The 23,020-nt window shown below is 72.8% G+C and carries 18 protein-coding genes; 5 read left to right on the top strand and 13 right to left on the bottom strand.

The window, feature by feature from the left end; all coding sequences use genetic code 11:
- Positions 1–444: 444 nt before the first annotated feature.
- The gene (locus tag J2S41_RS23580; RefSeq protein WP_310370565.1) at positions 445–1,641 is read right to left on the bottom strand and encodes a carbohydrate-binding protein; all 1,197 of its coding nucleotides are present in this window, start codon (positions 1,639–1,641) and stop codon (positions 445–447) included.
- Between the two features lie 299 nt (positions 1,642–1,940).
- Here J2S41_RS23580 and J2S41_RS23575 point away from each other — a divergent pair, with 299 nt between their 5' ends.
- Positions 1,941–2,861: an ArsR/SmtB family transcription factor gene (locus J2S41_RS23575; RefSeq protein WP_310370563.1), complete on the top strand. Its 921-nt coding sequence runs from the start codon at positions 1,941–1,943 to the stop codon at positions 2,859–2,861.
- A gap of 214 nt (positions 2,862–3,075) precedes the next feature.
- On the opposite strand, the gene J2S41_RS23570 is transcribed toward J2S41_RS23575, so the two are convergent.
- The 4 genes from J2S41_RS23570 to J2S41_RS23555 all read right to left on the bottom strand — a co-directional run bounded on the left by J2S41_RS23570 (position 3,076) and on the right by J2S41_RS23555 (position 10,627).
- The gene (locus J2S41_RS23570) at positions 3,076–4,536 is read right to left on the bottom strand and encodes an aminopeptidase P family protein (RefSeq protein WP_310370561.1); all 1,461 of its coding nucleotides are present in this window, start codon (positions 4,534–4,536) and stop codon (positions 3,076–3,078) included.
- 125 nt (positions 4,537–4,661) lie between these two features.
- The gene (locus J2S41_RS23565; protein WP_310370559.1) at positions 4,662–7,952 is read right to left on the bottom strand and encodes a glycosyltransferase; all 3,291 of its coding nucleotides are present in this window, start codon (positions 7,950–7,952) and stop codon (positions 4,662–4,664) included.
- On the bottom strand, positions 7,949–9,376 hold the full coding sequence (locus tag J2S41_RS23560; RefSeq protein WP_310370558.1) for a glycosyltransferase: 1,428 nt from the start codon (positions 9,374–9,376) through the stop codon (positions 7,949–7,951). The genes J2S41_RS23565 and J2S41_RS23560 overlap by 4 nt, the downstream gene beginning before the upstream one ends.
- A gap of 321 nt (positions 9,377–9,697) precedes the next feature.
- The gene (locus tag J2S41_RS23555) at positions 9,698–10,627 is read right to left on the bottom strand and encodes a carbohydrate kinase family protein (protein WP_310370557.1); all 930 of its coding nucleotides are present in this window, start codon (positions 10,625–10,627) and stop codon (positions 9,698–9,700) included.
- A gap of 128 nt (positions 10,628–10,755) precedes the next feature.
- Between J2S41_RS23555 and J2S41_RS23550 the strand changes: the two genes are divergently transcribed.
- Entirely contained in the window at positions 10,756–11,367 is a 612-nt protein-coding gene (locus J2S41_RS23550; RefSeq protein WP_310370556.1) for a superoxide dismutase family protein, read from the top strand.
- Positions 11,368–11,374: 7 nt separating this feature from the next.
- On the opposite strand, the gene J2S41_RS23545 is transcribed toward J2S41_RS23550, so the two are convergent.
- The 5 genes from J2S41_RS23545 to J2S41_RS23525 form a co-directional block, all read right to left on the bottom strand.
- The gene (locus tag J2S41_RS23545) at positions 11,375–12,217 is read right to left on the bottom strand and encodes an MBL fold metallo-hydrolase (RefSeq protein ID WP_310370555.1); all 843 of its coding nucleotides are present in this window, start codon (positions 12,215–12,217) and stop codon (positions 11,375–11,377) included.
- Between the two features lie 10 nt (positions 12,218–12,227).
- Positions 12,228–12,647 (bottom strand): thioesterase family protein, encoded by a 420-nt coding sequence (locus tag J2S41_RS23540; RefSeq protein ID WP_310370554.1) that lies wholly within the window; start codon positions 12,645–12,647, stop codon positions 12,228–12,230.
- Positions 12,648–12,700: 53 nt separating this feature from the next.
- Positions 12,701–14,113 carry a PH domain-containing protein gene (locus tag J2S41_RS23535; RefSeq protein ID WP_310370552.1) on the bottom strand — a complete coding sequence of 471 codons (1,413 nt, stop codon included), beginning with the start codon at positions 14,111–14,113 and terminating at the stop codon, positions 12,701–12,703.
- A 1-nt stretch (position 14,114) separates the two neighbouring features.
- Positions 14,115–14,654: a PH domain-containing protein gene (locus J2S41_RS23530; RefSeq protein WP_374728154.1), complete on the bottom strand. Its 540-nt coding sequence runs from the start codon at positions 14,652–14,654 to the stop codon at positions 14,115–14,117.
- 70 nt (positions 14,655–14,724) lie between these two features.
- Positions 14,725–14,919, bottom strand: coding sequence for an acetone carboxylase (locus tag J2S41_RS23525; RefSeq protein ID WP_310370549.1), 195 nt, complete (start codon positions 14,917–14,919; stop codon positions 14,725–14,727).
- 297 nt (positions 14,920–15,216) lie between these two features.
- Here J2S41_RS23525 and J2S41_RS23520 point away from each other — a divergent pair, with 297 nt between their 5' ends.
- From J2S41_RS23520 to J2S41_RS23510, 3 genes are read left to right on the top strand one after another with little or no spacing between them, the layout of a single operon-like run.
- On the top strand, positions 15,217–16,329 hold the full coding sequence (locus J2S41_RS23520; RefSeq protein WP_374728153.1) for an AAA family ATPase: 1,113 nt from the start codon (positions 15,217–15,219) through the stop codon (positions 16,327–16,329).
- A gap of 4 nt (positions 16,330–16,333) precedes the next feature.
- Positions 16,334–17,254, top strand: coding sequence for a DUF58 domain-containing protein (locus tag J2S41_RS23515; RefSeq protein WP_310370548.1), 921 nt, complete (start codon positions 16,334–16,336; stop codon positions 17,252–17,254).
- Positions 17,251–18,201, top strand: coding sequence for a VWA domain-containing protein (locus tag J2S41_RS23510; RefSeq protein WP_310370546.1), 951 nt, complete (start codon positions 17,251–17,253; stop codon positions 18,199–18,201). The genes J2S41_RS23515 and J2S41_RS23510 overlap by 4 nt, the downstream gene beginning before the upstream one ends.
- Positions 18,202–19,884: 1,683 nt before the next feature.
- Here J2S41_RS23510 and J2S41_RS23505 read toward each other — a convergent pair.
- The 3 genes from J2S41_RS23505 to J2S41_RS23495 form a co-directional block, all read right to left on the bottom strand.
- Positions 19,885–20,823, bottom strand: coding sequence for an alpha/beta hydrolase (locus J2S41_RS23505; RefSeq protein ID WP_310370544.1), 939 nt, complete (start codon positions 20,821–20,823; stop codon positions 19,885–19,887).
- A gap of 147 nt (positions 20,824–20,970) precedes the next feature.
- Positions 20,971–21,636, bottom strand: a complete 666-nt coding sequence (locus J2S41_RS23500) for a response regulator (protein WP_310370542.1) — start codon at positions 21,634–21,636, stop codon at positions 20,971–20,973.
- A gap of 22 nt (positions 21,637–21,658) precedes the next feature.
- A complete protein-coding gene (locus tag J2S41_RS23495; protein WP_310370541.1) occupies positions 21,659–22,915 on the bottom strand; it encodes a sensor histidine kinase in 1,257 nt (418 codons plus the stop codon).
- Between the last annotated feature and the right edge of the window lie 105 nt (positions 22,916–23,020).

Raw genomic sequence — 23,020 nt, 5'->3', positions numbered from 1 at the left:
GGCGATCGCGTGGCGCTTCCGCGCCGTGCGTCCTCGCCGCCGTGCGGCTCCGCGGCCGTGCGGCTCCGCGGCCGTGCGGCTCCGCGGCCGTGCGGCTCCGCGGCCGTGCGGCTCCGCGGCCGTGGCGGTGGTCGCGTTGTGGTCCGGCGCGCCGCGCGGCGTGTGCGCCGTCCGGTGCGGCGAGAGCCGGTCGTCCGTCGCGTGGCGCGGCGTGACCACGATGGTGGTCGCGGGTCGTGGTGACCACACGGATACCGCCTCCGACCGGCGGACCGGAGCGGAGCGCCAGCGGAGCCGGAGGGGAGCCGGAGGTCGGCCCTCGGGAGCATGCGGGCTGTACCGGGCTGGGAGTGGGAAGGTCGGGGTCCGGGGTCGTCCCCGGAGTTGGCGCGGTGCCCGCGGGAGCATGCGGGCCGCACCGGGCCGGGAGCGGGAAAGCCGGTGCTAAGCGAACGAGACCCAGTCGAGGTAGACGAAATCGGTGGAGGAGCGGCTGACGAAGGAGATGAAGACGGTGCGGGTGCCGGTGGTGGGGGTGCAGGAGACGCTGCGGGTGCGCCATTGGGCCCAGCCGCCGGTGTTGTCGACGGCGACGGACGCGGCGGGGGAGGACCACGGGCTGTCGTAGCGGAGTTCGATGCGGCCGCCGGAGCCGGAGCCGTTGGCGATCCGGACCGTGAGCGTGCGGGCGCCGTTGCCAAAGTTGAGTGAGTCGAAGCGCAGCCAGTCGCCGTTGCTGACGGCGGAGACGCCGCGCCCGCCGGAGGCGCCGTCGAGTGCCGCCGCCGTCACGCCCCACTGCCAGGCGAAGCTCTCCGCCTCGATCTGGCTGGGCGCGGTGCCGGCCTCGCCGTCCAGCGGCCCGGCCGGCGCCGATGGGCTCGCGGCGCCGCCGGTGCTGGGCGCGGGGTCGCGGCTGGGTGAGGTACCGGGGTTGGGGGTGGCGGCGGCCGGCCGCTGCGCGGCCGGGCTCGGCGGCGGGACGACCAGGCCGTTGTCCGTGCTCTGACCGGGCGCGGGCGACACGAACGGCGCGCTCGGCGGTGGCGCGCTGACCTGCTGTTCCGTGGTGGGCGTGACGCTGGGCGCGTCCGGCGGCCACTTGCGGTCGCCGCTGCCGGCCCAGTCCGCGCCGCCGGGCACGCCGGGCAGGCTGACCAGCAACCACGCGGCCGCGAGCACCAGCACGACCGCGATCACCACGCCGATCATGGCGCGGGACGGGCCCCGGCGGTGCGGCGTTTCAGGATCTTCGGGCTGCGCGGGCACGGGCGGGGCCGCGGCCGGCTCGGTCTCCGGCTCGGCGGGTGGCTGGATGTTCGTGGGCGGGCGCTCGCGCTCCTGCTTGGTGGTGCGGCCGCGGAGCGCGGGCAGGATGACGGTGTCCTCGCTCAACGGGGCGGCGATGCCCGGTGCCGGGGCGTCCGTGGCGGCGGGCTTCGGATCCAGCGCGGGGAGCGCCTGGGTGGCCGCGTCCCGGCGGGCCGGCTCCGGGTCGCGGGCCGTGGGGGCGTCGGCGGGTTGCGGGTCGAGCGTCGGGAGCGCCTGCGTGGCCGCGTCGTCGCGGGCGGCGGGACCCGGCGGGGTCGCGGCGGGCGTGGTGCCGGCGTCCGGGGCGGTGCGAGGCTTCACCAGAGGCATGACGATCGTGGCCTCGTGGTCGATCCGGCCGGCCGGTGGCGTCCCCGGCTGGGGAGCGGAACCGTCCGTCGGTCGACCACCAGGTATTTCAGGCTCGTTGTCCCGGCCCGAATCGCGACTCGGCATCGCTGTGACTCTCCCTTGTCCCGCGGCGCCGATGATCGTACTGTGCCGCCCGGGCCGCGCGACGACCGCGATGACCCTCGTCGAGGATGCTATGTATCGCCCTCGATCGCCAGGGGTGACAACGTATCCGGCCGGCCGCGGCGTCTCGTCGGCATGGCGACCACGGCACGCGGATGATCCGCATCTGGCTCGGCCCCGACGACCTCGCGCGCACCCGGCTGCTCCCGGCGCCGCTGCCGCTGCACGAGGTCTTCGCCACCGTCGCCGCCCGCGCCACCCGCCCGGGCCGCGAGCTGCGGGATCTGGCGCACGCAGGCGCGTACCCGGACTTCCTGGCCCCGCTGCCGGACGGTCCCGCGCCGGAGCCGCTGGACGCGTCGCTGTCCCGGCTGGCCGACACCGGCCGGTCCCGGATCCGCCGCGAACTCGTCGCGTTCACCGGGGGCGCGCTGAACGCCTGGCACCACAGCCTCGCCGCGGGCGAGCGCGCCGCGTTTCACCGCTTGATCGACGCGGTACGCCGCGAGCACGACCGCCACACCGCCCCCGCCTGCTCCGACGCCAGCGCGGACGTCCAGCGCGACGTGCGGGCCAAGGCGCGCTCGCTGGCCCTGTCCGGTGTGGAGGGCCTCTTCGGCACGATCCACCCCCGCGTCCGCTGGCACAATCCGGTGCTCGTCGTCGACGCCGACCACGACGTGGACCTGCGGCCCAACGGCGCCGGGGTCACCTTCGTACCGTCGGTGGCGGCCGTCCGACCCTGGGTCGGCACCGACCCGGCGGCGCTGTTCATCGCCTACCCCGTCGCATCGCCCCAGCCCGGCTCCGCGGCACCCGGCGGCCCGGCGGGGGAGGACTCGCTGGCGGCGCTGCTCGGCCGCTCCCGCGCGGCGGTGCTGCGTGCCGCCGCGGACGCACCCGGCACCACCACGGATCTCGCGCGCCGGGCCGGCATCAGCACCCCGTCCGCCTCGCAGCATCTGGCCGTCCTGCGCGCCGCCGGGCTGCTCACGACGAGCCGCCGGGGCAACGCCGCCCACCATTCGGTGACGTCACTGGCCTACGCACTGCTTACCGGCGGGGTCTCCGGCTGATCCCGGATCGGCGCGCCGACGAACCGATCCTGGTGGGTTTGGCGCGGGTCGCGCCGGGCGTGCGGCGGTGGGGTGGGCCTCGGATCGTGCAGGGAGGAGCGCTGCGACGACCGGTGCCCGCGGGAGCGTGCGGGACTCGGCCCGCCGGAAGCGGGCAGAGAAAGGCCTGTGGGTACGTCACGTGAACCGTGACGTACCCACGAAGCGGGCCGGGTCAGGCGCCGGGGAGGCGGGGGCCCGCCTCGCGCTGGGCGGCGAGCCACGTCTCCACCTCGGCCGAGCTGCGGGGCAGGCCGGCGGAGAGGTTGACGGCGCCCTCCGGGGTGACGAGGACGTCGTCCTCGATGCGGATGCCGATGCCGCGCAGTTCGTCGGGGACCAGGTCGTCCTCCGGCTGGAAGTAGAGGCCGGGCTCGACGGTGAGGACGAAGTTCTCGCCGAGTTCGCCGTCGCGGTAGGCCTCCTTGCGGGCGTGCGAGCAGTCGTGGACGTCGATGCCGAGCATGTGGCCGAAGCCGTGCAGGGTCCAGCGGCGGTAGACGGTGGAGGAGGGGTCCATGGCCTCGTCCACGCTCGCCGGGAGCACGCCGAGGTCGGAGAGGCCCTCGGCGAGCACGCGCATGCAGGTCTCGTGGACGTCCTTGAACTTCACGCCGGGCTTGATCAGGTCGATGCCGGCCTGCTGGGAGGCGTGCACGATGTCGTAGACCTGGCGCTGGAGCGGGGAGAACGTGCCGTTGACCGGGATGGTACGGGTGACGTCGGCGGTGTAGAGGTGGTTGCCCTCGACGCCCATGTCCATCAGCAGCAGCTCGCCGGGCGTGGTGACGCCGTTGTTGCGGACCCAGTGCAGGATCGTGGCGTGCGCGCCGGCGCCGACGATGGAGCCGTAGCCGACGTCGTTGCCGTCGTGGCGGGCGCGCAGGCCGAAGACGCCCTCGATGAGCCGCTCGGAGACGCCGCGGTCGGCGGGGATGACGCGGACCGCGTCCTCGAAGCCGCGGACGGTGGCGTCGATCGCGGCCTGCAGCTGGGCGATCTCCCACTCGTCCTTGACCAGCTTGAGTTCGGAGATCGTCCAGGCCAGTTCGCGGTCGCGGGCGCCGGCCTTCTCCGGATCGTACGGCCGGACGGCGGCGTCGACGCGCGGGTCGATGCGGCGCAGCACGCGGGTGCGGGCCGGCGCGCAGCCGGCGAGCGCGGCCTCGGAGTCGCGCAGCGCCGCGGTCTCGATGCCGAGCAGCGTGGACTTCTCCGCCAGCGTGTGGCGGCGGCCGACCCACAGCTCGCCGTCGCGGCTGCGGAAGAACTCGTCGGTCTCGCGGGAGGAGCGCGGCCGGGTGTAGAGGACCGCGTCGTGGCCGTCGCCGGACGGGCGCATGATCAGCACGCCGTCCGGGTCGTGGTCGCCGGTCAGGTACGCGAAGTCGCTGCCGGGCCGGAACGGGTGATCGGTGTCGTTGGCCCGGACCTTCTCCTGGCCGGTGGGGATGACCAGCGTCTCGCCGGGGAACGCGGCGGACAGCCGGGCGCGTCGGGCCGCGTAACGGTCGGCCTCGGTCACCCGCGCGACCGTGAGCGAGTCGTCCCGCCAGCCGGAGCGCATGAACTGCAGCAGCGCCTCGGGGAAGTCGGGGTCGTGCGACTCCGTCTTCGGGGCCTCTTTCTCGGCCATGGGTCCTGCCTCCCGGGGATGAGTGCCGGCGCGCGGGAGGGGTGATCCGCGGGCCGAGGGATTATCCCTCGACGTTACCGTGTCGTCACCCGTCCCGGTGTGCCCGCCCGGCGGCTACATGATCTTCACTCCGCCGCCGGGATCGTCTCCGCCCAGTTCGTCAGAACCTCACGCGACGCCGCGTCGGCGTAGCTGAGCGTGAACGTGCGATCCGCGTCCGCGCCGAGGTTCCAGAGCAGCGCCCCGTCGAGGTCGTTGTAGCCGACCGCCTTCGCCGTCTCGGCGTAGAACGCGGCGCGCGCGAATTCGTCGCCGCCGTCCGACAGTGAGAAGCCGACCTCCTCCATGATGACCGGCTTGCGCAGCCGGTCCGCCTCGGCGCGCCACGCCTGCGCCCGCTCACCCACGTCCGCGGGCGACGACAGGTACTTCGGGAACAGGTGGACGGAGCAGAGCGTGATCGACGGTACGGAACAGAGCGTGCCGAAGTCCGCGCCCGGCCGCCCGGCGAGCGTGGGATCGTGCGGGTAGCCGCCCATGAACCCCTCGCTTCCCACCGTGACCAGGTGCCGCTGGTCCAGGCTGCCGATGAACCCGGCCATGGTCTCGGTCCACCGCGCCACCGCGCCGTCCGGCGTGCCCGAGTACGGCCGGGGCTCGTTCATCAGGTCCCAGGCCAGGATCGCGGGCGAGTCGGCAAGCCGGGTGCCGTCCGCGCCCCGGTGCTCCAGGATTCGGAGCACCTGGTCGCGGTACACCGTCCGCGCCGCCTCCGACGAGTAGAAGTCGCCAGTCGGCGCGAAGTGCGCCGGCCCCCCGAAGTCGTCGTAGAAGTTGGCCAGCGTGCAGATGATCCGCAGGCCCCGCCCGTGCGCGGTCCGCACCACGTGATCCAGCGTGGCCAGCGTCTCCGTCGTGACACCGCCGTCGGCGTCGAAGCACCATGTGCGTACCGTGTTGTGGCCGTCGTTCGCCAGCGCGTGCAGCCGGGTCTCGATCGTGGCGGGCGTCTGCTCGAGCAGGTCGTAGCTGTTCACGCCGACCGCGTTCCACCGCTGGTCACCGAGGTACAGGTGCTGGCCGCGCTTGACCACGAACCCGTCCCCGGCAGGCCGCCGCTTATAGACGTGGATCGACCCGCTGCGGTAGACCTCGACGAAGTGGTCCTCCAGGATCGTGCGGCTCTGTGGCGTGAAGCCGCGCCACACCGCGTCCGTCTCGCCCTGCTGGAGGATGATCCAGGTCGCCCACCGTCCCGGATTGTCCAGGCTCTCCGCCCAGTACGGCTTGTTGCCCACGCCGATGAAGCGGCTCATCGGCACGCCGCTCTCCACCGGGCCGATCGGCCGCCGGTAGTCGTCCATCAGTACCAGGCCACCGTCGTAGTGCGCGCGCATCCACGCCTCGACCGGTGGGCTGTCCGGGCCCTTCGAGACCAGTTGGGAGGAGAGGCCGCGGGTGCCGTCCTCGAACGACATCACCCGGCCGGTCGCCACCTGCGCCACGCCCTGCGCCAGCACCACCACGGCCAGGATCGGCACCAGAATCCGCGGCTTCAGCGACGCCAGCACGGCCGTGAACAGCGCGATCGGGAGCAGTGCCTGAAGGCCGTACCGGAGGTTGGACATGGTGTACGGGCTGGTGTCCGGCGCGAACCGCGGCAGGATCAGCGACGCCTGCCCCAGGTAGAGCGACAGGATGTAGAACGCGAAGCAGCTCAATGCCACACCGGCGATCAGCACCGGGCCGAGCGTGCGGTGCCGCACGGCGCGCGCCAGCAGGACGACCAGGCCGGCCGCGGCCAGCACGCCGAGCGTGGCACCCGCGATCAGGCGCACGTCCTCGAACCAGTAGAGGAACGACTCGCCCAGATCGTGGTACGTCGGGAGCAGCCCGTGGCGCAGGAAGAACTGCTGCTGCTCCGCGGAGCCGTAGACGCTGTCCGCGAAGTAGAGCGGATCGCCGAAGATGAGCTGATTCCACAACAGCCAGGCGCCGATGCCGGAGAACGCCAGTACGCAGAAGAGCACGCCCAGCCCTTCGACGCTGCGCGCCCGCCGGTGCCGGACCAGCGCGATCACGCCGACCGCGAGGGCCTCCAGGCAGACCAGCGCCCAGCCGTCGTACCGGGAGAGCGTGGCCAGGCAGCCGAACAGCCCGGCCAGCACGAGATCGTTCACGCCGTCCTTCATGATCCATTTGGCCAGGAAGTAGACCGACGTGGTGACCATGGCCAGCAGCAGCACCTCGGTCATCGGTGTCGCGGACAGGTAGAGCGTGTTCGGATTGGCCAGGATGACCAGCGGCGCCAGCCAGCTCACCGCCACGCTGCCGGTGAGCAGGTGCGCGAGCTTGAAGCTGGACACGGACAGCAGGATCAGCGACGGTACGCCGACGGCCGCGCCCGCCAGGCCGGTCCGCCACAGGTCGTCGTGGATCACGAACGGGGCCATCAGCAGGTGCGGCAGTGGCAGCCATACGCTGCCGAGCTGGGCGAGCCCGCTGGTCAGGCCACTCACCACGCGCTTGGCGATGTTCAGGTGCGCCTCGGAGTCGCCGTACGCGAGCACGTGCCCGTTCGCCACGGTCCACCACGTCGCCAGCAGCCCCGCGACCGCGGCCAGCAGGCCGGCCAGCCGGGTGTGCAGCCGCAGCCGGGACCGCGCCACGCCGTTGAACCGATGCCGCATGACGAAGAACTCGCGGATCGCGCGCGCTATCACCCGCGGGTCGCCGCCACTGGCCTCGCCGAATCTCCGCGGCAGGTGGGTGACCGGCTGCTCCACGACGCGCAACCCGTGCTGGCGCGCCTGATAGAACAGCTCCGTATTGATCATCGCGCTGGTCGCGGTCAGCTCCAGCCCGCGCAACGCGGAGCGGCGGATCAGCTTGAACGCGCAGTCCACGTCGCGGACGCCGGTGCCGAAGAAGGCGCGGCCGGCCGCGTTGAAGATGTGTGCGTTCAGCCGCCGGCGGAACGTGTCCTGCCGGTTCCGGCGGATGCCGCTGACGATGTCGGCGTCGTCGGTCAGCGGCACCAGCAGCGCCACCTCGCTCAGGTCGAACTGGCAGTCACTGTCGGTGAACAGGATCCAGTCCATCCGCGCGCTCTCCAGCGCCCTGCGCACGGTCGGTCCGTACCCGAGGTTGACCTCGTTGCGGATCAGCCGGACCGACTCGCCGTACGTGGCGATCAGGCGCTCCACGACCGCGGCGGTGTCGTCCGTGCTGCCGTCGTCGACCACCACGACCTCGTAGCGGTCCGACACGGAGGTCGCGGCCTCCAGCGCCTCCAGGATCGCGGCCTCGATGTTCTCGCCCTCGTTGTGGGCGGGCATCACCACGGACAGTGAGGTCAGCCGCGCGGGCGGGCGGTAGCGGAACGGTGCCGCCGTCGCCTCCACGGTAGTGGTCATGCCGCACCGCCCTTGCCGAGGTGAAGGCCGTGTTCGGTCTTCTCCCAGTAATGCGGCTTGAACACGAGCTGGCCGAGCGCCTTGAGCGCGGCCACCGACATGAGCAGCCAGTAGAACGGGGCGAGCAGGCCGTACTTGATGAGGTCGTGATTTCCCCGGCGCGCGCTGCCGAGGAGGAATGTATAGACGAACAAGAGATTTCCGAATAGCAGCGTGACCACGGCGGCGTAGAAGACCGGGGCCGGGAAAAGCGCCTCGATCTCGTCGCCGATCGTGCCGCGGAATACGAAATAAGTGATCGTCAGCGCCCACATCAGCGGGTTGATGTAATTCACGATCGCCTTGCCGCCGACGACCAGCAGGAACGTCGGGAAGTGCCGGTCGGAGACCCAGCCGCCGCGGGTGTGCACCAGCAGCGTCTGGAGGTAACCCTTGATCCATCGGGAGCGCTGCCGGATCCAGTTGCGGATTTCCGGGTTCGCCTCCTCGTACGTCGTGCTGTCCAGCATCCCGGTCCGAAACCCCTGTCGGTAGAGCCGGATGCCGAGGTCCGCGTCCTCGGTCACGTTGTACGGGTCCCAGCCGCCCAGACCGCGCAGCACCTCCGTGCGGAAGTGGTTCGACGTGCCGCCGAGCGGGATCGGCCCGTCCATCCGTTGCAGACCGCGCAGCATCAGGTCGAACCAGAGGCTGTACTCGGCGGTGAACAGCCGGGTCAGCACGTTCTGCCGCGGGTTGTAGAAGTTCAGCGGCGCCTGGAGGCAGGCCACCTTCGCCGGCGAGGTGGCGAACGCGACCGCGGCCTTCTTGAGCTGGTCCGGCTCGGGGACGTCCTCGGCGTCGAAGATGACCACGTATTCGCCCCGGGCCAGCAGCAGGCCGTGGTTGCATGCCTTCGGCTTCGTCTTCGGCCGCGACTCCGGCACCACCACGACCTCGAACGTGGACGGCAGCCGCATGCCGCGGATGGCCGTGACCGACTCCGTGTCGTCCTCCTCCAGCAGCAGCAGCACCTGCAACGACTCCTTCGGATAATCGAGCGCCTCCATCGCGTCGATCAGTTGTGGCAGCACCGCGGTCTCCCGGTACATCGGGCACAGCACGGTGAACGTGGGCCAGCGCGGCAGTTCCAGCAGGGGTACGGGTGGTCGGTGCGCGCGGTCGCGCCACATCGTGCCGGTCACCAGCCATGCGCAGAAGGCCAGATCGGCCAGGTACAGCGCGGTGATCAGCGCGAGCAGCGCGAGCAGGCCGCCGGTCCATCCGAAGGCGGCGGCGGCGACGGCGAGGGCGAGCAGCGCGCCGAGCATGCCCAGCACGATCTTCTGGGTACGGGTGGCGGTGATCCGGGCATCGTGCTCGAGTGGGGACAGGGCGGCCGGTCGCACACCGGGCGGGTCCTGCCGGGCCGTGGCATACGGCATGGAGGTCTCCGGGACACTGGGGGATTCGGGGGTGCGGTCACGCCCGGCCGCACGATGGGCGTCGTGGTCTGCGCGGCCGTGGGGTGCCGGTCGGGAGCCGGGGGAGAACCGTTTTCGGGCGTGCGGGACCGTTTCGCGGGCCGATGGCGCGCGAATGCGGGATGTGCGATTAGGTGAGAAATTCTTGTGGCACGGTCAATCTAGCCCCGTGTGGACCGTCGCGCCGAATGGGAAACTTTGCTTTAACGCAACTATCGTGTCCCCGAAACCACGAATCGGTGCGCTCGAACATATCCCCAGGTGAGCATTGTTCAATGATCTTTATTCGGCCCAGCGCCGGGACAGGTCGTCCAGCGTCGGCATCGCGACCGCGCCGCCGACCCGCTCGCAGACGAGCGCGGCCACGGAGAGCGCGAACTCGGCGTAGTTGCGCCACCCGGCGTGGCCGGCCGGACGACCCTCGATCATCAGCCGGTACGCCAGCGCGGCCATCACGGAGTCGCCGGCGCCGGTGGCGTCCACCGCCTCGACCACCGGCGCGGGCACGAACGACTGCTCGTCCCCGGTGGACACCAGCGCGCCGCGCGCGCCCGCGGTGACCACCACGACCGGCGTGCCCAGCGCGTGCAGCCGGCGCGCGACCTCGGCCGGGCCCTCGCCGTAGAGGCCCTCCGCGTCCACCGAGCTGAGCTTGACCAGGTCGGCGCGGGCGGCGAACTCGGTGACCAGCGCGCGCTGCCGCTCCCAGGCGGCCTCGTCCGGCAGCAGCCGCGGGCGCACGTTCGGGTCGAACAGCCGCAGCGGGCCGCCGGCCGCCCACGCCGCGCGCGCCGCGTCCACGAACGGCGCGCGCAGCAGGCTGATCGAGCCGCAGTAGAGCACGGCCGCGCGGTCCACGAGGTCGCGCGGCACGTCGTCGTAGAGCGCGTACGACGGCGGCTCGCCGTAGAAGCGGAAGTCCGGCTCGGCACCGTCGAACGTGGCCACCGCGAGCGCGGTCGGCGCCGCGACGCGGGCCACCGCGCGGGTGCCGACGCCGGCGTCGGAGAGGAACGCCTCGATGCGGCCGGCCAGCACGTCGTCGCCGAGCGCGCCGCCGAACTCGGCGTGTCCCGGGCCGGCCAGCCGGGCGATGCCGGTGGCCACGTTGAGCGGTGCGCCGCCGATCACCTGGCGGTAGACCGGCCGGCCCTCGTGCTCGGTCTCCAGCAGGTCGATCAGTGCCTCGCCGAGCACCACCGCGTACGCCATTCCCGTGCCCTCCCCGACAGATTTCTCCCGATCCTCCCAGGCCTTCCGCACCATCGGCGAGTGGAACCCTGGAACAATGGGCAGCGCAATACCATGATTTGTCGGATTTTTCGGTTAGGAGTGGGCGGATGCGACGGGCACTCATGATCGGGTTCGGGCTGGCGGGGCTGGTCACCGCGGCCACCGGATGCGGGACGGACGACCGGGACACCGCGCTGCCGTCGACCCCGTCGACCGCGTCCGTGCTCCGCGCGTACGCGGAGGGCGGCACGTTCGCGGCCTGGGCCGAGGACCAGACCGCGATCACCTACGATCCCGCGCTCGTGCCGATCGGCGCCAGCGCGCTGGTCACGGTCTCACCCGCCGTGGTCGAGACCACCGTGCAGCTCGACGTCGAGGGCCTGCTGCCGTCCCGCGCGTACGGCGCCCACCTGCACACGAACGTCTGCGGCCCGAAGGGCGAGGACGCCGGCCCGCACTACCAGCACCACCGCGACCCGAAGGCGTCCGCCTCCCCGCCGTCGGTGGACCCGTCCTACGCCAACCCCAGCAACGAGGTCTGGCTCGACTTCACCACCGACGTCGCCGGCACCGCCTCCGTGAACTCCCGCGTGGCGTGGCGGTTCAACCAGGAGGCGCCACCCCGCTCCCTGGTCATCCACGCCCAGCACACCGACACCGCCCCCGGCCGCGCCGGCACCGCCGGCCCCCGCCTCGCCTGCATCACCCTCCCGGAGTGACGCCGAGTCAGGACGTGGTGCCGGAGAGGTCGGCGTAGGCGCGGCGGACGGCCGAGCGCGCGGCCGTGTCGGTGAGCGCGAGGGAGGACTTCTCCAGGACCGCGCGGACCGCGTCCTCGACCGGGGCGCCGTCGCCGTAGGCCTCGCGGAGCGTCCACTCGACCGTGGTCAGGTCCTCGTGCTGGGCCTTGACGAACGCCGGGTCGACCGGCGCGCCGTGGCCGGGCACGATCGTGGTCAGCGGGTCGAGACGGAGCAGCGCGGCGACCGTCTCCGGCCAGTGCAGCGGGTACGAGTCGTCACCGTACGACGGGGCGGCGGACTCCTCGACCAGGTCGCCGGCGACGACCACGCCCGCGTCCGGCACGTGCACCACGATGTCGCCGGCGGTGTGGCCGTGGCCGAGGTGGCGCAGGTGGACCAGCCGGCCGCCGAGGTCCAGCGGGATGTCCTGGGCGAACGTGTCGCTGGCGCCGCGCACCTCCACCCGGGCCAGGTCCTCCGCGTGCACCGGGTCGCTCTCCGACCAGCGCGCGATCCACTCGGCGCGCTGCGCCTCCGCGGTCTCCAGCAGCAGCCGGTTCGCCTCCTCGTGCGCCCAGACCGGGCGGATCGGATCGGCCAGCGCGGCGTTGCCGAAGCAGTGGTCGAAGTGGTGGTGCGTGTTCACCAGCGCCCACGGGAAGCTGGTGATGGCACGCGCGGCCTCGCCCAGGTCGGCGGCCTGGCGGCCGGTGGCGAGCGTGTCGACGAGCAGCGCCTCGCCGTCCCCGACGATCAGCGTCGAGTTGACGTCCAGGATGGGGTAGCGGAGCACGTAGACGCGGTCGGCGACCTCAACGAACCTCACGGATGCCCTTTCAGTCGAACGCCTTGGACAGGAAGCGCTGCCGGTCGACCAGCATCCGCTCGACGCGGCCCTCCGCGACCACCCGGCGCTGCTCGTACGGCACGTCGGCGACCTCCGTGACGTGCACCTCGAACACCAGCCGGCGGGCGTCGACCTCGGCGAGCGTGGCCTGCGCGGCGACGGTGCGGCCGATCGGCGTGGCCGCCAGGTGCGCCAGCTCGACCCGGACGCCGACCGTGGTCATGCCGCTCGGCATCTGCCGGGCGGTCGCGGCCACCGTGGCGGTCTCGGCCAGCGCCAGCACCCGCGGTGTGGCCAGCACCGGCACGTCGCCGGAGCCGAGCGCCTGCGCGGTGTCGGAGTCGCCGACCGCCAGCTCGACGCGGGCGGTCAGGCCGGGGGCGAGGACCGGTGCCGGCTGCTCTTCCATGGCCACAGCCTATGCGCAGAGCGCACCCAGGCGCCGTGCAGGCTATGTCAAGATCACATCGCCGCAGGCTGGGCGGCCGGCGCGGCCTGGGCCGCGTGCGCGCGGGCGGTGAGCGCGGCGGCCAGCGCCCACGCCTCGTGGATGTCGCGGTCCGGCGCCTCCGCCCCGCCGCCGCCCGCGGTGTCGACGTGCACGGTGGCCAGCCGCAGGCGCCGCTGCAGCGGTCCCTGCACCACGCGCACGCTCTGAATCCGGGTGTACGGCACCGCCACCAACTCGCGCGTGACCACGCCCTTCGTCACGGTGAACACGCGTGCGTTCAGCCCCACGCCCATCCGCGACCAGGCGAACGGGTGCAGCCACCGCACCCGCGGCGGCGGCGGCGCGACGCGCACGGTGAACAGGTCCAGGCCCGGCATCGCGAGCGCGACCAGCCGGCGCCCGGTCTCCGGGTCGCCGACCGGGAGCAGCCGGTCGGACTGCTGCTCGTTGCCGTCGGCCGGACCCGCGACGCCGGCCACCGAGAAGCGCACGCGCAGCCAGCGCTTGGCCCGCCAGAGCAGCGGCCAGGTGACGGTGACGGCCTGCAGCCGGTGCAGCGGCACGGTCTGGTTGCGCGTCTCCAGCAGCCCGTACGCCATCCGCAGGCCCCGGCCCTCGCCGCTGAGCGGCACGTCGGAGAGGCGGAAGCTCCAGTCGTTGAGCACCCGGCGGGCCGGCGCCAGCATGACGCCGCCGACCGCCGCGAGCGTGGAGAAGATCGCGACCGGATTGAACTCGCCCACGAAGCTGAACTGCGCGAGCACCGACGCCACGCCCAGCGGCAGGAAGAACGTCTGCGGCGTGAGCACCTGACTCAGCACCAGGTCCGCGTTGCGCACCGCGTGCAGCGGAAAACCCGAGTCCCTTCCGGGGTACGCCGCGGGGGCGGCCTCCGTGGACTCCGTGGCCTCCGCGCCGGGCGCGGCCGTGCCGTCCGGCGCCGTACCCTCGGCGGCCTGTTGTTCGCGGGCCTGTGGCCCGGAGAGGCGCACCAGGCGCTCCTGCAGCGCCTCCGCGTCCGCGACCGTGAGGAACGCCAGCGGAGCCTCGGTCTTGCCGCCGCCGACCACCTCCAGCCGCAGCTCGGCCAGGCCGGTCAGCTGCGCCAGCAGCGGGCGCCGCACCTCCACGGTCTGCAGCCGCTCCAGCGGGATCGCGCGCGTGCGCCGCCAGAACAGGCCCTCGTGGATGCGCAGTTCGCGGCCGACCACGTGGTAACCGGTGTTCCACCAGTTGATCAGCGAGAACACCACGATGCCGGCCGCGATCACGGCGAACGTGAGCGCGAAGCGCTCCCAGCCGAACTCGTTGATCTGCGACAGCGAGACCGCGCCGATGATGACCACGAGCGTGCGGGCGCCGTTCAGCAGCGGGCTCAGCGGGTGCAGCCGCTGCCGCGGCGGGTCCGGGACGACCTCCGTCATGTCACAGGCCCTCGGCGCGGTCGGCGCCCAGCGCGGTCAGCCGGTCGCGCAGCCGGGACGCCTCGGCCGGCCGCAGGCCCGGCACCTTCGCGTCGCTGGCCGCGGCGGCCGTGTGCAGCTGCACGGTGGCCAGGTTGAACGAGCGCTCCAGCGGGCCGGCGGTCACGTCCACGAACTGCATCCGCGCATAGGGCACGATGGACAGCCGGCGCACCAGCAGCCCGTGCCGCACCAGCAGGTCGCGCTCGCGCTCCGCGTAGCCCCAGGCGCGCACCGCCCGGCCGATCACGAACGCGCGCCACGCGCCGAAGAGGAGCACCAGCCCGACGCCGGCGCCGAACAGCCAGTGGCCGACCAGCAGCCAGCCGGTGATCAGCGCGGCCAGCAGGATGACCAGCCAGATCGCCAGGCGCACCAACTCGACCCGGATCAGGCTGGGGGACACCGGCTTCCACTCGACCGTGTCCGGCCAGGGCTCCAGCGCGTTGATGCGAACCTCGCCGCTGTCCGGGGGTGCGGGCGTCTCAGTCACGGCATCCACGGTAGTCGCCGCGCCCACGCGCGTCGCGCCCGAAGCGCCCCGCGTTCCCGGCGTCACTGGCCGGAACGGGTCAGAACGGCTCGACGTCGCGGAGGAAGCGGCGGGCGTCGAGGAAGGTGGACAGGTGCTCGCGGTGATCGTCGCAGGCCAGCCACGTCTTGCGGCGGTCCGGCGGGTGCAGCGCGGGATTGTTCCACAACAGCCGCCAGGTCGCGGGCGCTTTGCAGCCCTTGGCCGAACAGATGGGTTCCTCGGGCGCTGTCATGGGACCCCCGCGTCGGGTGCGACACCTGAAGCCCGGCGGGGCACGGTGCGTCTGATGGGTCGCCGGGCGGCCACGGGGGAAGCCGCCCGGCGACGGCTGAAATGGTACACACGGGACCGTGGCACCTGTCCACCCACCCTCCGCGGGACTCGACGTACTCCCGGCGTACTCCCAGCTCCGTGTCAGGCAAGTGTGGTTGTCTGAAGCGGCCGGAATCGGGACGTGTCACGCTTGGTGTGTCCCGCGGACTAGCCTTTGATCAAAGAGAAACCCGTAGTCCCACGTTGTGGAGGACCGGTGGCCGAAGAGACCACGCCCGAGGTGCCCGTTTCCGCCAGCGCTCCGGAGCCCGCCGCCGACGCGGCGCCGGCGCCCGCGGGCACGACGCCGGCGCAGGACGCCACCCAGGTCGAGCGGGCGCTCTTCGAGGTCAAGCGCGTCATCGTCGGCCAGGACCGGATGATCGAGCGGATGTTCGTGGCGCTGCTCGCCCGCGGCCACTGCCTGATCGAGGGCGTGCCGGGCGTGGCCAAGACGCTCGCGGTCGAGACGCTGGCCAAGGTCGTCGGCGGCACGTTCTCCCGCGTGCAGTTCACCCCCGACCTGGTCCCGGCGGACATCGTCGGCACCCGGATCTACCGGCAGTCCAGTGAGAAGTTCGACGTCGAGCTGGGCCCGGTGTTCGTGAACTTCCTGCTCGCCGACGAGATCAACCGTGCGCCCGCCAAGGTGCAGTCCGCGCTGCTGGAGGTCATGGCCGAGCAGCAGGTGTCGATCGGCGGCGAGAGCCACCGCGTCCCGCACCCGTTCCTGGTCATGGCCACGCAGAACCCGATCGAGCAGGAGGGCGTCTACCCGCTGCCCGAGGCGCAGCGCGACCGCTTCCTGATGAAGATCGTGGTCGGCTACCCGACGGACGCGGAGGAGCGCGAGATCGTCTACCGGATGGGCGTGAGCGCGCCCGAGCCGATGCCGATCTTCACGCCGCACGACCTGATCAAGCTTCAGCAAAAGGCCGACCAGGTCTTCGTGCACAACGCGCTGATCGACTACGCGGTCCGTGTGGTGCTCGCCACCCGCGACCCGGCCGCGCACGGCATGCAGGACGTGGCCCGGCTCATCCAGTACGGCGCCAGCCCGCGCGCCTCGCTCGGCATCGTCCGCGCCACCCGCGCGCTGGCGCTGCTGCGCGGCCGTGACTACGCGCTGCCGCAGGACATGCAGGACATCGCGCCGGACATCCTGCGCCACCGGCTGGTGCTCAGCTACGACGCGCTCGCCGACGACGTGCCGGCCGACCACGTGGTCGCCCGGATCATGGCGACCGTGCCGCTGCCCACGGTCACCCCGCGCCAGGGCGCCACGCCGGGCCCCGCGACCACGCCGGCCGGCTGGCCGGGGGCCAGGTGATCGGATGATCCGGGGCTTCGCGCCGGCCGAGTCGACGCGATCCGAAGCGGTCCTCTCGCGACTGCAGCTGCTGGTCACCCGGAAACTCGACGGCCTGCTGCAGGGCGACTACGCCGGCCTGCTGCCCGGTCCCGGCACCGAGGCCGGCGAGTCCCGGGAGTACACGCCCGGCGACGACGTACGCCGGATGGACTGGCCGGTCACCGCGCGCACCACGGTGGCGCACGTGCGCCGCACGGTCGCCGACCGCGAGCTGGAGACGTGGATCGCGCTGGACCTCTCCGCGAGCCTCGACTTCGGCACCGCGCGCTGGCTCAAGCGCGACCTCGCGGTCGCGGCCGTCGCCGCGGTCGGCCACCTCACGGTCCGCGGCGGCAACCGGCTCGGCGCCGTCGTCGGCACCGGCGGCAGCACCGAGCGCATCCCGGCGCGGCCCGGCCGCAAGGAGGCGCAGGGCCTGCTCCGGCGCGTCGCCGCGCTGCCCAGCGCGCCCGGCCGCTCGTCCCTCGGCGAACTGGTCGACCTGCTCAACAAGCCGCCCCGCCGCCGTGGCGTCGCGGTGATCATCTCCGATTTCATGTCCGACCCGTCCACCTGGGTCCGGCCGGTGAAGAAGCTCGCGGTGCGGCACGACGTGCTGGCGATCGAGATCGTCGATCCGCGCGAGCTCGAACTGCCCGACGTCGGCGTGCTCGCCGTGGTCGACCCGGAGAGCGGTGCCGTGCACGAGGTCCAGACCTCAGACCCCAAACTGCGCCGGCGGTACGCGGAGGGAGCCGCCGCCCAGCGCGCGGCCATCGCGTCCGCGCTCCGCGGCGCCGGCGCGGCCCACCTCCGGCTGCGCACCGATTCCGACTGGCTGCTCGACATGGTCCGCTTCGTCGCCGCCCAGCGGCACGCCCGGACCCGAGGGACGACGCGATGATTCGATTCCTGGAACCGTACTGGCTGCTGCTGCTCCTGCCCGTGCTCGCGACCGCGGGCGCCTACGTGTGGCGGCAACTGCGCAAGAGCACGGTCGCGGTGCGCTTCAGCAACGTGGAGCTGCTGCGCACGCTCGCGCCCAAGGGGCTCGGCTGGCGCAAGCACATCGGCCCCACCGCGTTCCTGCTGGCGCTGCTCACGCTCGCGCTCGGCATGGGCCGCCCGTCGGTCGACACGGAGAAGCCGCTGGAGCGGGCCACCATCATCCTCGCCATGGACGTCTCCCTCTCCATGCAGGCCGACGACGTGGCACCGAACCGCCTGGAGGCCGCGCAGGTCGCCGCGAAGCAGTTCGTCGGCGAACTGCCCGAGTCGTTCAACGTGGGCCTGGTCTCCTTCGCCAAGTCCGCGAACGTCCTGGTCGCCCCCACCAAGGACCGCTCCTCGGTGATCTCCGCGATCGACGGCCTCACGCTCGCCGAGGCCACCGCCACCGGCGAGGCCGTCTTCACCTCCCTCGACGCCATCCGCTCCGTCCCCGCCGACGGCGCCGACGGCGCACCCCCCGCCAGAATCGTGCTGCTCTCCGACGGCTACCGCACCTCCGGCCGCTCCATCGAGGAGGCCGGCTCCGCCGCCGTCGCCGCCAACGTCCCGGTCTCCACCATCGCCTTCGGCACCGACAGCGGCATCGTCGACATCGGCGGCGACCTCCAGCCCGTCCCGGTCGACCGGTATTCACTGGCCCAACTCGCCGAGGCCACGAAGGGCTACTTCTACGAGGCCGCCTCGGTCACCGAGCTGAAGCAGGTCTACGAGGACATGGGCAGCTCCATCGGCTACCGCATCGAACCTCGCGAGGTCACCCAGTGGTACGCCGGCTTCGCCCTCCTCCTCGGCCTGGTCGCCGCCGTCTGCAGCCTCCTCTGGTCCTCCCGCCTCCCGTAACCTCCCCGGCCACCCGTCCACGGTGCCCCCACGCCGCTCGGGCGCCGGAGGCACCGTGCTCTCGTTCCGCCCCGCCTTCAGCCTGCCGATCGGCCTTTTGCGGTCCGGCGGTCTGCCGGCCTGATTCTCGGGCGGCATTCTGTGGCGGCGTTCCTGGGCGGCCTCATGTCTGCCGGTCTGTAGCTCTGGCGGCCTGGCGCCTTGGCATTTCCCGCCTGCCGCTCCTGCGACTCCCGCAGATTGGCGGTTCGAAGCTTTCCGGCCGTGCCCGCCGGCCGTGCCCGCCGGCCGTGCCCGCCGGCCGTGCCCGCCGGCCGTGCCCGCCGGCCGCCTGCCGCCTGCCGCGCGCCGGCCGCCTGCCGCGCGCCGGCCGCCTGCCGCGCGCCGGCCGCTCTGCCGCCTGCACCGCAAATCTGTTGGCCGGTATGCCGGTTCGCCTATATGGCGACTTGGTGGTCTGGCGGTCTGGCGGTCTGGTCACCCGCGGTTCTGGTGGCCTGCTGGCCCGGCGGATCGCCACCGGAATGAGGCTAGCCTCCTAGGAAGAACTAGGCGATGTGCGCGGGACGAGCCCGAGCGGAAAGAAACCCTAAACAGACGACCGTGCGACCGACGGCGGTCGTCGTCCTGACCTGCGAGCGGCCGGAGGCCGAGCGGCCAGCCAAGCTTCGGCGTCGGCAATATCGCTCGTGTATCCCCGATCGACGCAACCACGACGGGATCGTGCCGGCGGTCGGAGCCGCGCATCCCGACCGCACGCGCGGCTGTAGGCCAACTGGTCCCCTCGCCGCGCGCGGCGATGGGGCCACGTGGTTGCTTCGCGCGCGCGGCGATGGGGCCACGTGGTTGCTTCGCGCGCGGCGATGGGGCCACGTGGTTGCTTCGCGCGCGCGGCGAAGGGACCACGTGGTTGCTGTCGCCTGCGCGCCGAGAGGATCAAGCGATTGCCGTCGCACGCGGGAAGAGGGCGTCGTTGCGGGCGTGCGGAGGGTGCCGACTGGTGTTGTCGTACGCGTGACGAGAGCGTCGATCGGTGCCGCACCCATGGCGTGAGGATCAGCTGGTGGTGCCGCTGGCGAGGACGAAAAGGGTGACGACCCAGGCGGTGGCGAGCATCAGGCCGAGCGGGGCTACGTAACGGCTCATGGTGGTGTCTCCGGTGATGGTCCGCGCCCATGGCGGGTGGGCGAGGGGAGAGAAACGCGCACACGCTCCCGGCGTCCGTGTGCGGCGCGACACGCGCACGGACGGAGGCCCCGGGCCCTCGGAGGGGTGGGGCGTGCAGTCTCAGGAAGCGGTCACCGGGTCAGTCGCTGGATGGAGACGCCGGGAGCGGCGTCAGCGGAACTGACGGGTGGCCCGGCTATGACTGGGGGGATCGCTATCTCGCATAGCAATCACCTCCCGCAGTCGTTTCCGGACCCGAACCGAGGGCCACCCTACACCCGTCACGCACGACCGTGTTTGACCATCCGGTGAACTCCGGGGCCGTGTCGCGTGTGGACGTCGCATCGGCGGCAAGGGGACGCCGGCGCGCATAACACCAGCTCAGAAAACCTCGTTCCCGCAAACGGGGGAGGGTAAACCCGTCGATGTCCGGGATACGTCACGATGCGCCCTGGGTACGCAGGGTGACCGTTGTCCGATCATGGACAACGGTCACCGCAACCCGATCGTGACGTGTTAGTGCGCGGCCACGGTGGGCAGCGCGAGCGCGGCCACGGCCGGCAGCGTGGGCGATTCGGCCGTGAGATAGCCGTCGTGCTCGGTCTCGGGTGACACCGGCAGTGGCAGCGCGCCGAACGACGGGGCGGCCGGCGGCGTGCCGTGACCGAAACCGAGCAGCCGCACGGCCGGCACCCGACCGATCCAGTCCGAGTCCGCCCTGGCTGCCCAGACCCGTACCCCCGGGAGATCGGTGGCGTGCTCCGCGCCGATGCCGGGCGCGCCCAGCGCGATCACGTCGGTGACGGTCGGCGCGCCGGACCGGACGGTCAAGCCCGCCACGATAGCGCCGTAGCTGTGACCGATCAGCGTGACCGGCACGTCCGGGTTCAGCGCGGAGAGCAGCGCGCCGAGCGAGCGCGCGCCGGAGCGGGCGACCTCCTCGCGCGCGGCCGAGACGCCGATGCCGTCCGGCGGGTCGTAGCCGAGCCAGGCGATCACGGCGACGCGCGCGCCCGGGTCGTGGGCCAGCGCGGCGTCGTACACGGCGCGGGCCTGTGTCGCGGGCGCGCGCCGGGTGACGTGGCCGAGCCCGTCGGTGAAGGTGCCGAGCGTGGTGGCGACGCCGGGCACCACCACGGTGATCCGCTCGGCGGTGGCGAGGTCGCCGATGACCTCCACGGCCTGGCCGTCGCCGCGCCGGTCGAAGCCGAGGAAGGACCGGCCGGCCCAGGACGCGTACGGCTGCCCGGCCGCGCGCATCGATGCCGCACTGGCCGCGTAGAGCCGGTCGATCCGCAGCGCGCACTCGTGCGGCGTGGCGCAGCCGGCGAGCGTCCCGGAGATCGTGGCGGCCAGCCGCGGCCGGACCTGGCCGGGCCGGTGCACCGGCGACATGGGCAGGTTCGCCCACAGCACCACGGCGACCAGGGCGGTCATCAACGTGCGTCCCGTCATGGCGGTCCTCTCCTCGCTGGGGAGGACACTGTGCGGTCTCGGCCGCCGTCCTCACATCACTCCCCGGAGCCGCCTTTCGACTGGCTCTCCGGGGGTACGTGACGCCGCCGTGATCCGTTCACTACCGCCGGAGTGGCAGCACGCCGATCACTCGCCGGGGGAGATGAGCCCGGTCTCGTAGGCCAGCACCACCGCCTGGGCGCGGTCACGGAGCCCGAGCTTGCTCAGGATGCGGCTGACGTGCGTCTTCACGGTCTGCTCCGCCACCACCAGATCGGCCGCGATCTCCGTGTTGGACCGCCCGCGCGCGATCAGGCGCAGCACCTCGGTCTCCCGCGCGGTGAGCGCGTGCAGCGCGGTCGGCCGCGTCCGTTCGCGAGGGGCCGGGCGCGCGGTGAACTCCGCGATCAGCCGCCGGGTCACGGACGGGGCCAGCAGCGCCTCGCCGGCCGCGACCACGCGGACCGCCTGCACCAGGTCCGCGCCGGGCGCGTCCTTCAGCAGGAACCCGCTGGCCCCGGCGCGCAGCGCCTCGAACACGTAGTCGTCCAGGTCGAACGTGGTCAGGATGAGCACCTTGGGCCGGTCGGTGCCGGGCGCGGCCAGCAGCCGCCGCGTCGCCTCCAGCCCGTCCATCACCGGCATGCGCACGTCCATCAGCACCACGTCGGGGTCGAGGCGACGCGTCTCGGCCACGGCCTGTTCGCCGTTCGCGGCCGAGCCGACGACCAGCAGGTCCGGCTGCGCGGCCAGCAGCGCGCCGAACCCCTCGCGCACCATCGCCTGGTCGTCGGCGATCAAAACCTTGATCAAGAAGGGCCAGCCTTTGGTCGGGTCAGGGACGGGTGGTCGGGGCGGCGCCCGGGTCCAGCACGGCACGGAGCGGGAAGGTCGCGGACACCTCGAAGCCGCCGCGGGACGGCATCGCGATGAACGTGCCGCCGAGCGCCTGCGCCCGTTCCCGCATCCCCATCAAACCGTGCCCGGTCCCGCCGATCACGCGCGGCCCGGGGTCCGCGGTGGCCGGCACCGCCCCGTTCGCCACCGTCACGTGCAGGGTCTGCTCCTCCACCCGCACGGTCACCCGCACCACCGCGCCCGGCGCGTGCCGGCCCGCGTTCGCCACCGCCTCCTGCACGATCCGGTACGCGGCCAGCGACACCGGCTCGGGCGGCGCCGGCTCTATCTCGTCCATCTCCAGCGTGACCGGCATGCCCGCCTCGGACGCGGCCGTGATCAGCGCGGGCAGGTCCGCCAGCGTCGGCTGCGGCGCGAGCTGCGGGTCCTCCTCCCGGCTGGTGCGCAGCACGCCGAGCAGGCGGCGCATGTCGGCCAGCGTCTCCCGGGCCGCGCCGGCGATCGCGGCGAACTCCTCCTTGGCCGGGTCGGAGAGCTCGGCCAGCCGGTACGGCGCGGTCTCCGCCCGCACCGCGATCATGGACATGTGGTGGGCGACCACGTCGTGCATCTCGCGCGCGATCCGGGCCCGCTCCTCCAGCACCGCGCGCTGCGCCCGGGCCAGGTCGGTGATCTCCTCCTGCGCCTCCAGGCTCTGCTCCGCGCGGGTGCGCCGCCGGACCTGGTCGCCCAGGACCAGCGCGACCAGATAGAGCAGCCACACGCCGGGCCAGGCCTGGTCGCCGGTGAACGTGCCGATCGGGAGCAGCGCGAGCAGCCCGATCCAGAACACCATGCCGGCCTTGACCCGGGACGCGACGACCGCGAACACCAGCAGCGTCACGATGCTCTGCACCGGGTGCCACGGCCAGTCCTCGGCCGGGTTCTTCCAGAGCGCGCCGGCGAACATCGCCGCGTACGTCAGCCGCCAGGCGATCAGCGGACGCCGGAACACCAGCAGCAGCGGCAGCACGCCGGGCGCGGCCACGATGATCGACTGCTCGACCGAGACGGCGCGCTCCGACTGGATGTACGCCGCGCCGGCCGCGGTGCCGGCGCCCACCAGCAGGACCAGCAGCAGCACCGCGAACGGCCGCGCCCGGTGGCGGAACGTGCCCGGGCGCGGCGGCGGCGCCGGGACGTCGGGGCCGCCGAGCAGGCGGCCGAGATCGCGCCACGGGGTGCTCCTCAGCATCTGAGCAGGCTACGGCGCCCACCCGGCCCGCGTCGTGCCCCTGCGGAACTCATACCCTGGTATGACTCGCCTCACCGGCACCGATGGTTACCGTTTACCAATCGG

The organism is Catenuloplanes atrovinosus (genome assembly GCF_031458235.1).
GTDB classification, from domain to species: domain Bacteria; phylum Actinomycetota; class Actinomycetes; order Mycobacteriales; family Micromonosporaceae; genus Catenuloplanes; species Catenuloplanes atrovinosus.
This window is presented reverse-complemented; position numbering and strand designations above follow the sequence as displayed.

Excerpts from the sequence above, each read along its gene's own strand:
- J2S41_RS23580 (WP_310370565.1), bottom strand. The coding sequence starts at position 1,641 with ATGCCTCTGGTGAAGCCTCGCACCGCCCCGGACGCCGGCACCACGCCC.
- J2S41_RS23575 (WP_310370563.1), top strand. The coding sequence starts at position 1,941 with ATGATCCGCATCTGGCTCGGCCCCGACGACCTCGCGCGCACCCGGCTG.
- J2S41_RS23570 (WP_310370561.1), bottom strand. The coding sequence starts at position 4,536 with ATGGCCGAGAAAGAGGCCCCGAAGACGGAGTCGCACGACCCCGACTTC.
- J2S41_RS23565 (WP_310370559.1), bottom strand. The coding sequence starts at position 7,952 with ATGACCACTACCGTGGAGGCGACGGCGGCACCGTTCCGCTACCGCCCG.
- J2S41_RS23560 (WP_310370558.1), bottom strand. The coding sequence starts at position 9,376 with ATGCCGTATGCCACGGCCCGGCAGGACCCGCCCGGTGTGCGACCGGCC.
- J2S41_RS23555 (WP_310370557.1), bottom strand. The coding sequence starts at position 10,627 with ATGGCGTACGCGGTGGTGCTCGGCGAGGCACTGATCGACCTGCTGGAG.
- J2S41_RS23550 (WP_310370556.1), top strand. The coding sequence starts at position 10,756 with ATGCGACGGGCACTCATGATCGGGTTCGGGCTGGCGGGGCTGGTCACC.
- J2S41_RS23540 (WP_310370554.1), bottom strand. The coding sequence starts at position 12,647 with ATGGAAGAGCAGCCGGCACCGGTCCTCGCCCCCGGCCTGACCGCCCGC.
- J2S41_RS23535 (WP_310370552.1), bottom strand. The coding sequence starts at position 14,113 with ATGACGGAGGTCGTCCCGGACCCGCCGCGGCAGCGGCTGCACCCGCTG.
- J2S41_RS23525 (WP_310370549.1), bottom strand. The coding sequence starts at position 14,919 with ATGACAGCGCCCGAGGAACCCATCTGTTCGGCCAAGGGCTGCAAAGCG.
- J2S41_RS23515 (WP_310370548.1), top strand. The coding sequence starts at position 16,334 with ATGATCCGGGGCTTCGCGCCGGCCGAGTCGACGCGATCCGAAGCGGTC.
- J2S41_RS23510 (WP_310370546.1), top strand. The coding sequence starts at position 17,251 with ATGATTCGATTCCTGGAACCGTACTGGCTGCTGCTGCTCCTGCCCGTG.
- J2S41_RS23505 (WP_310370544.1), bottom strand. The coding sequence starts at position 20,823 with ATGACGGGACGCACGTTGATGACCGCCCTGGTCGCCGTGGTGCTGTGG.
- J2S41_RS23495 (WP_310370541.1), bottom strand. The coding sequence starts at position 22,915 with ATGCTGAGGAGCACCCCGTGGCGCGATCTCGGCCGCCTGCTCGGCGGC.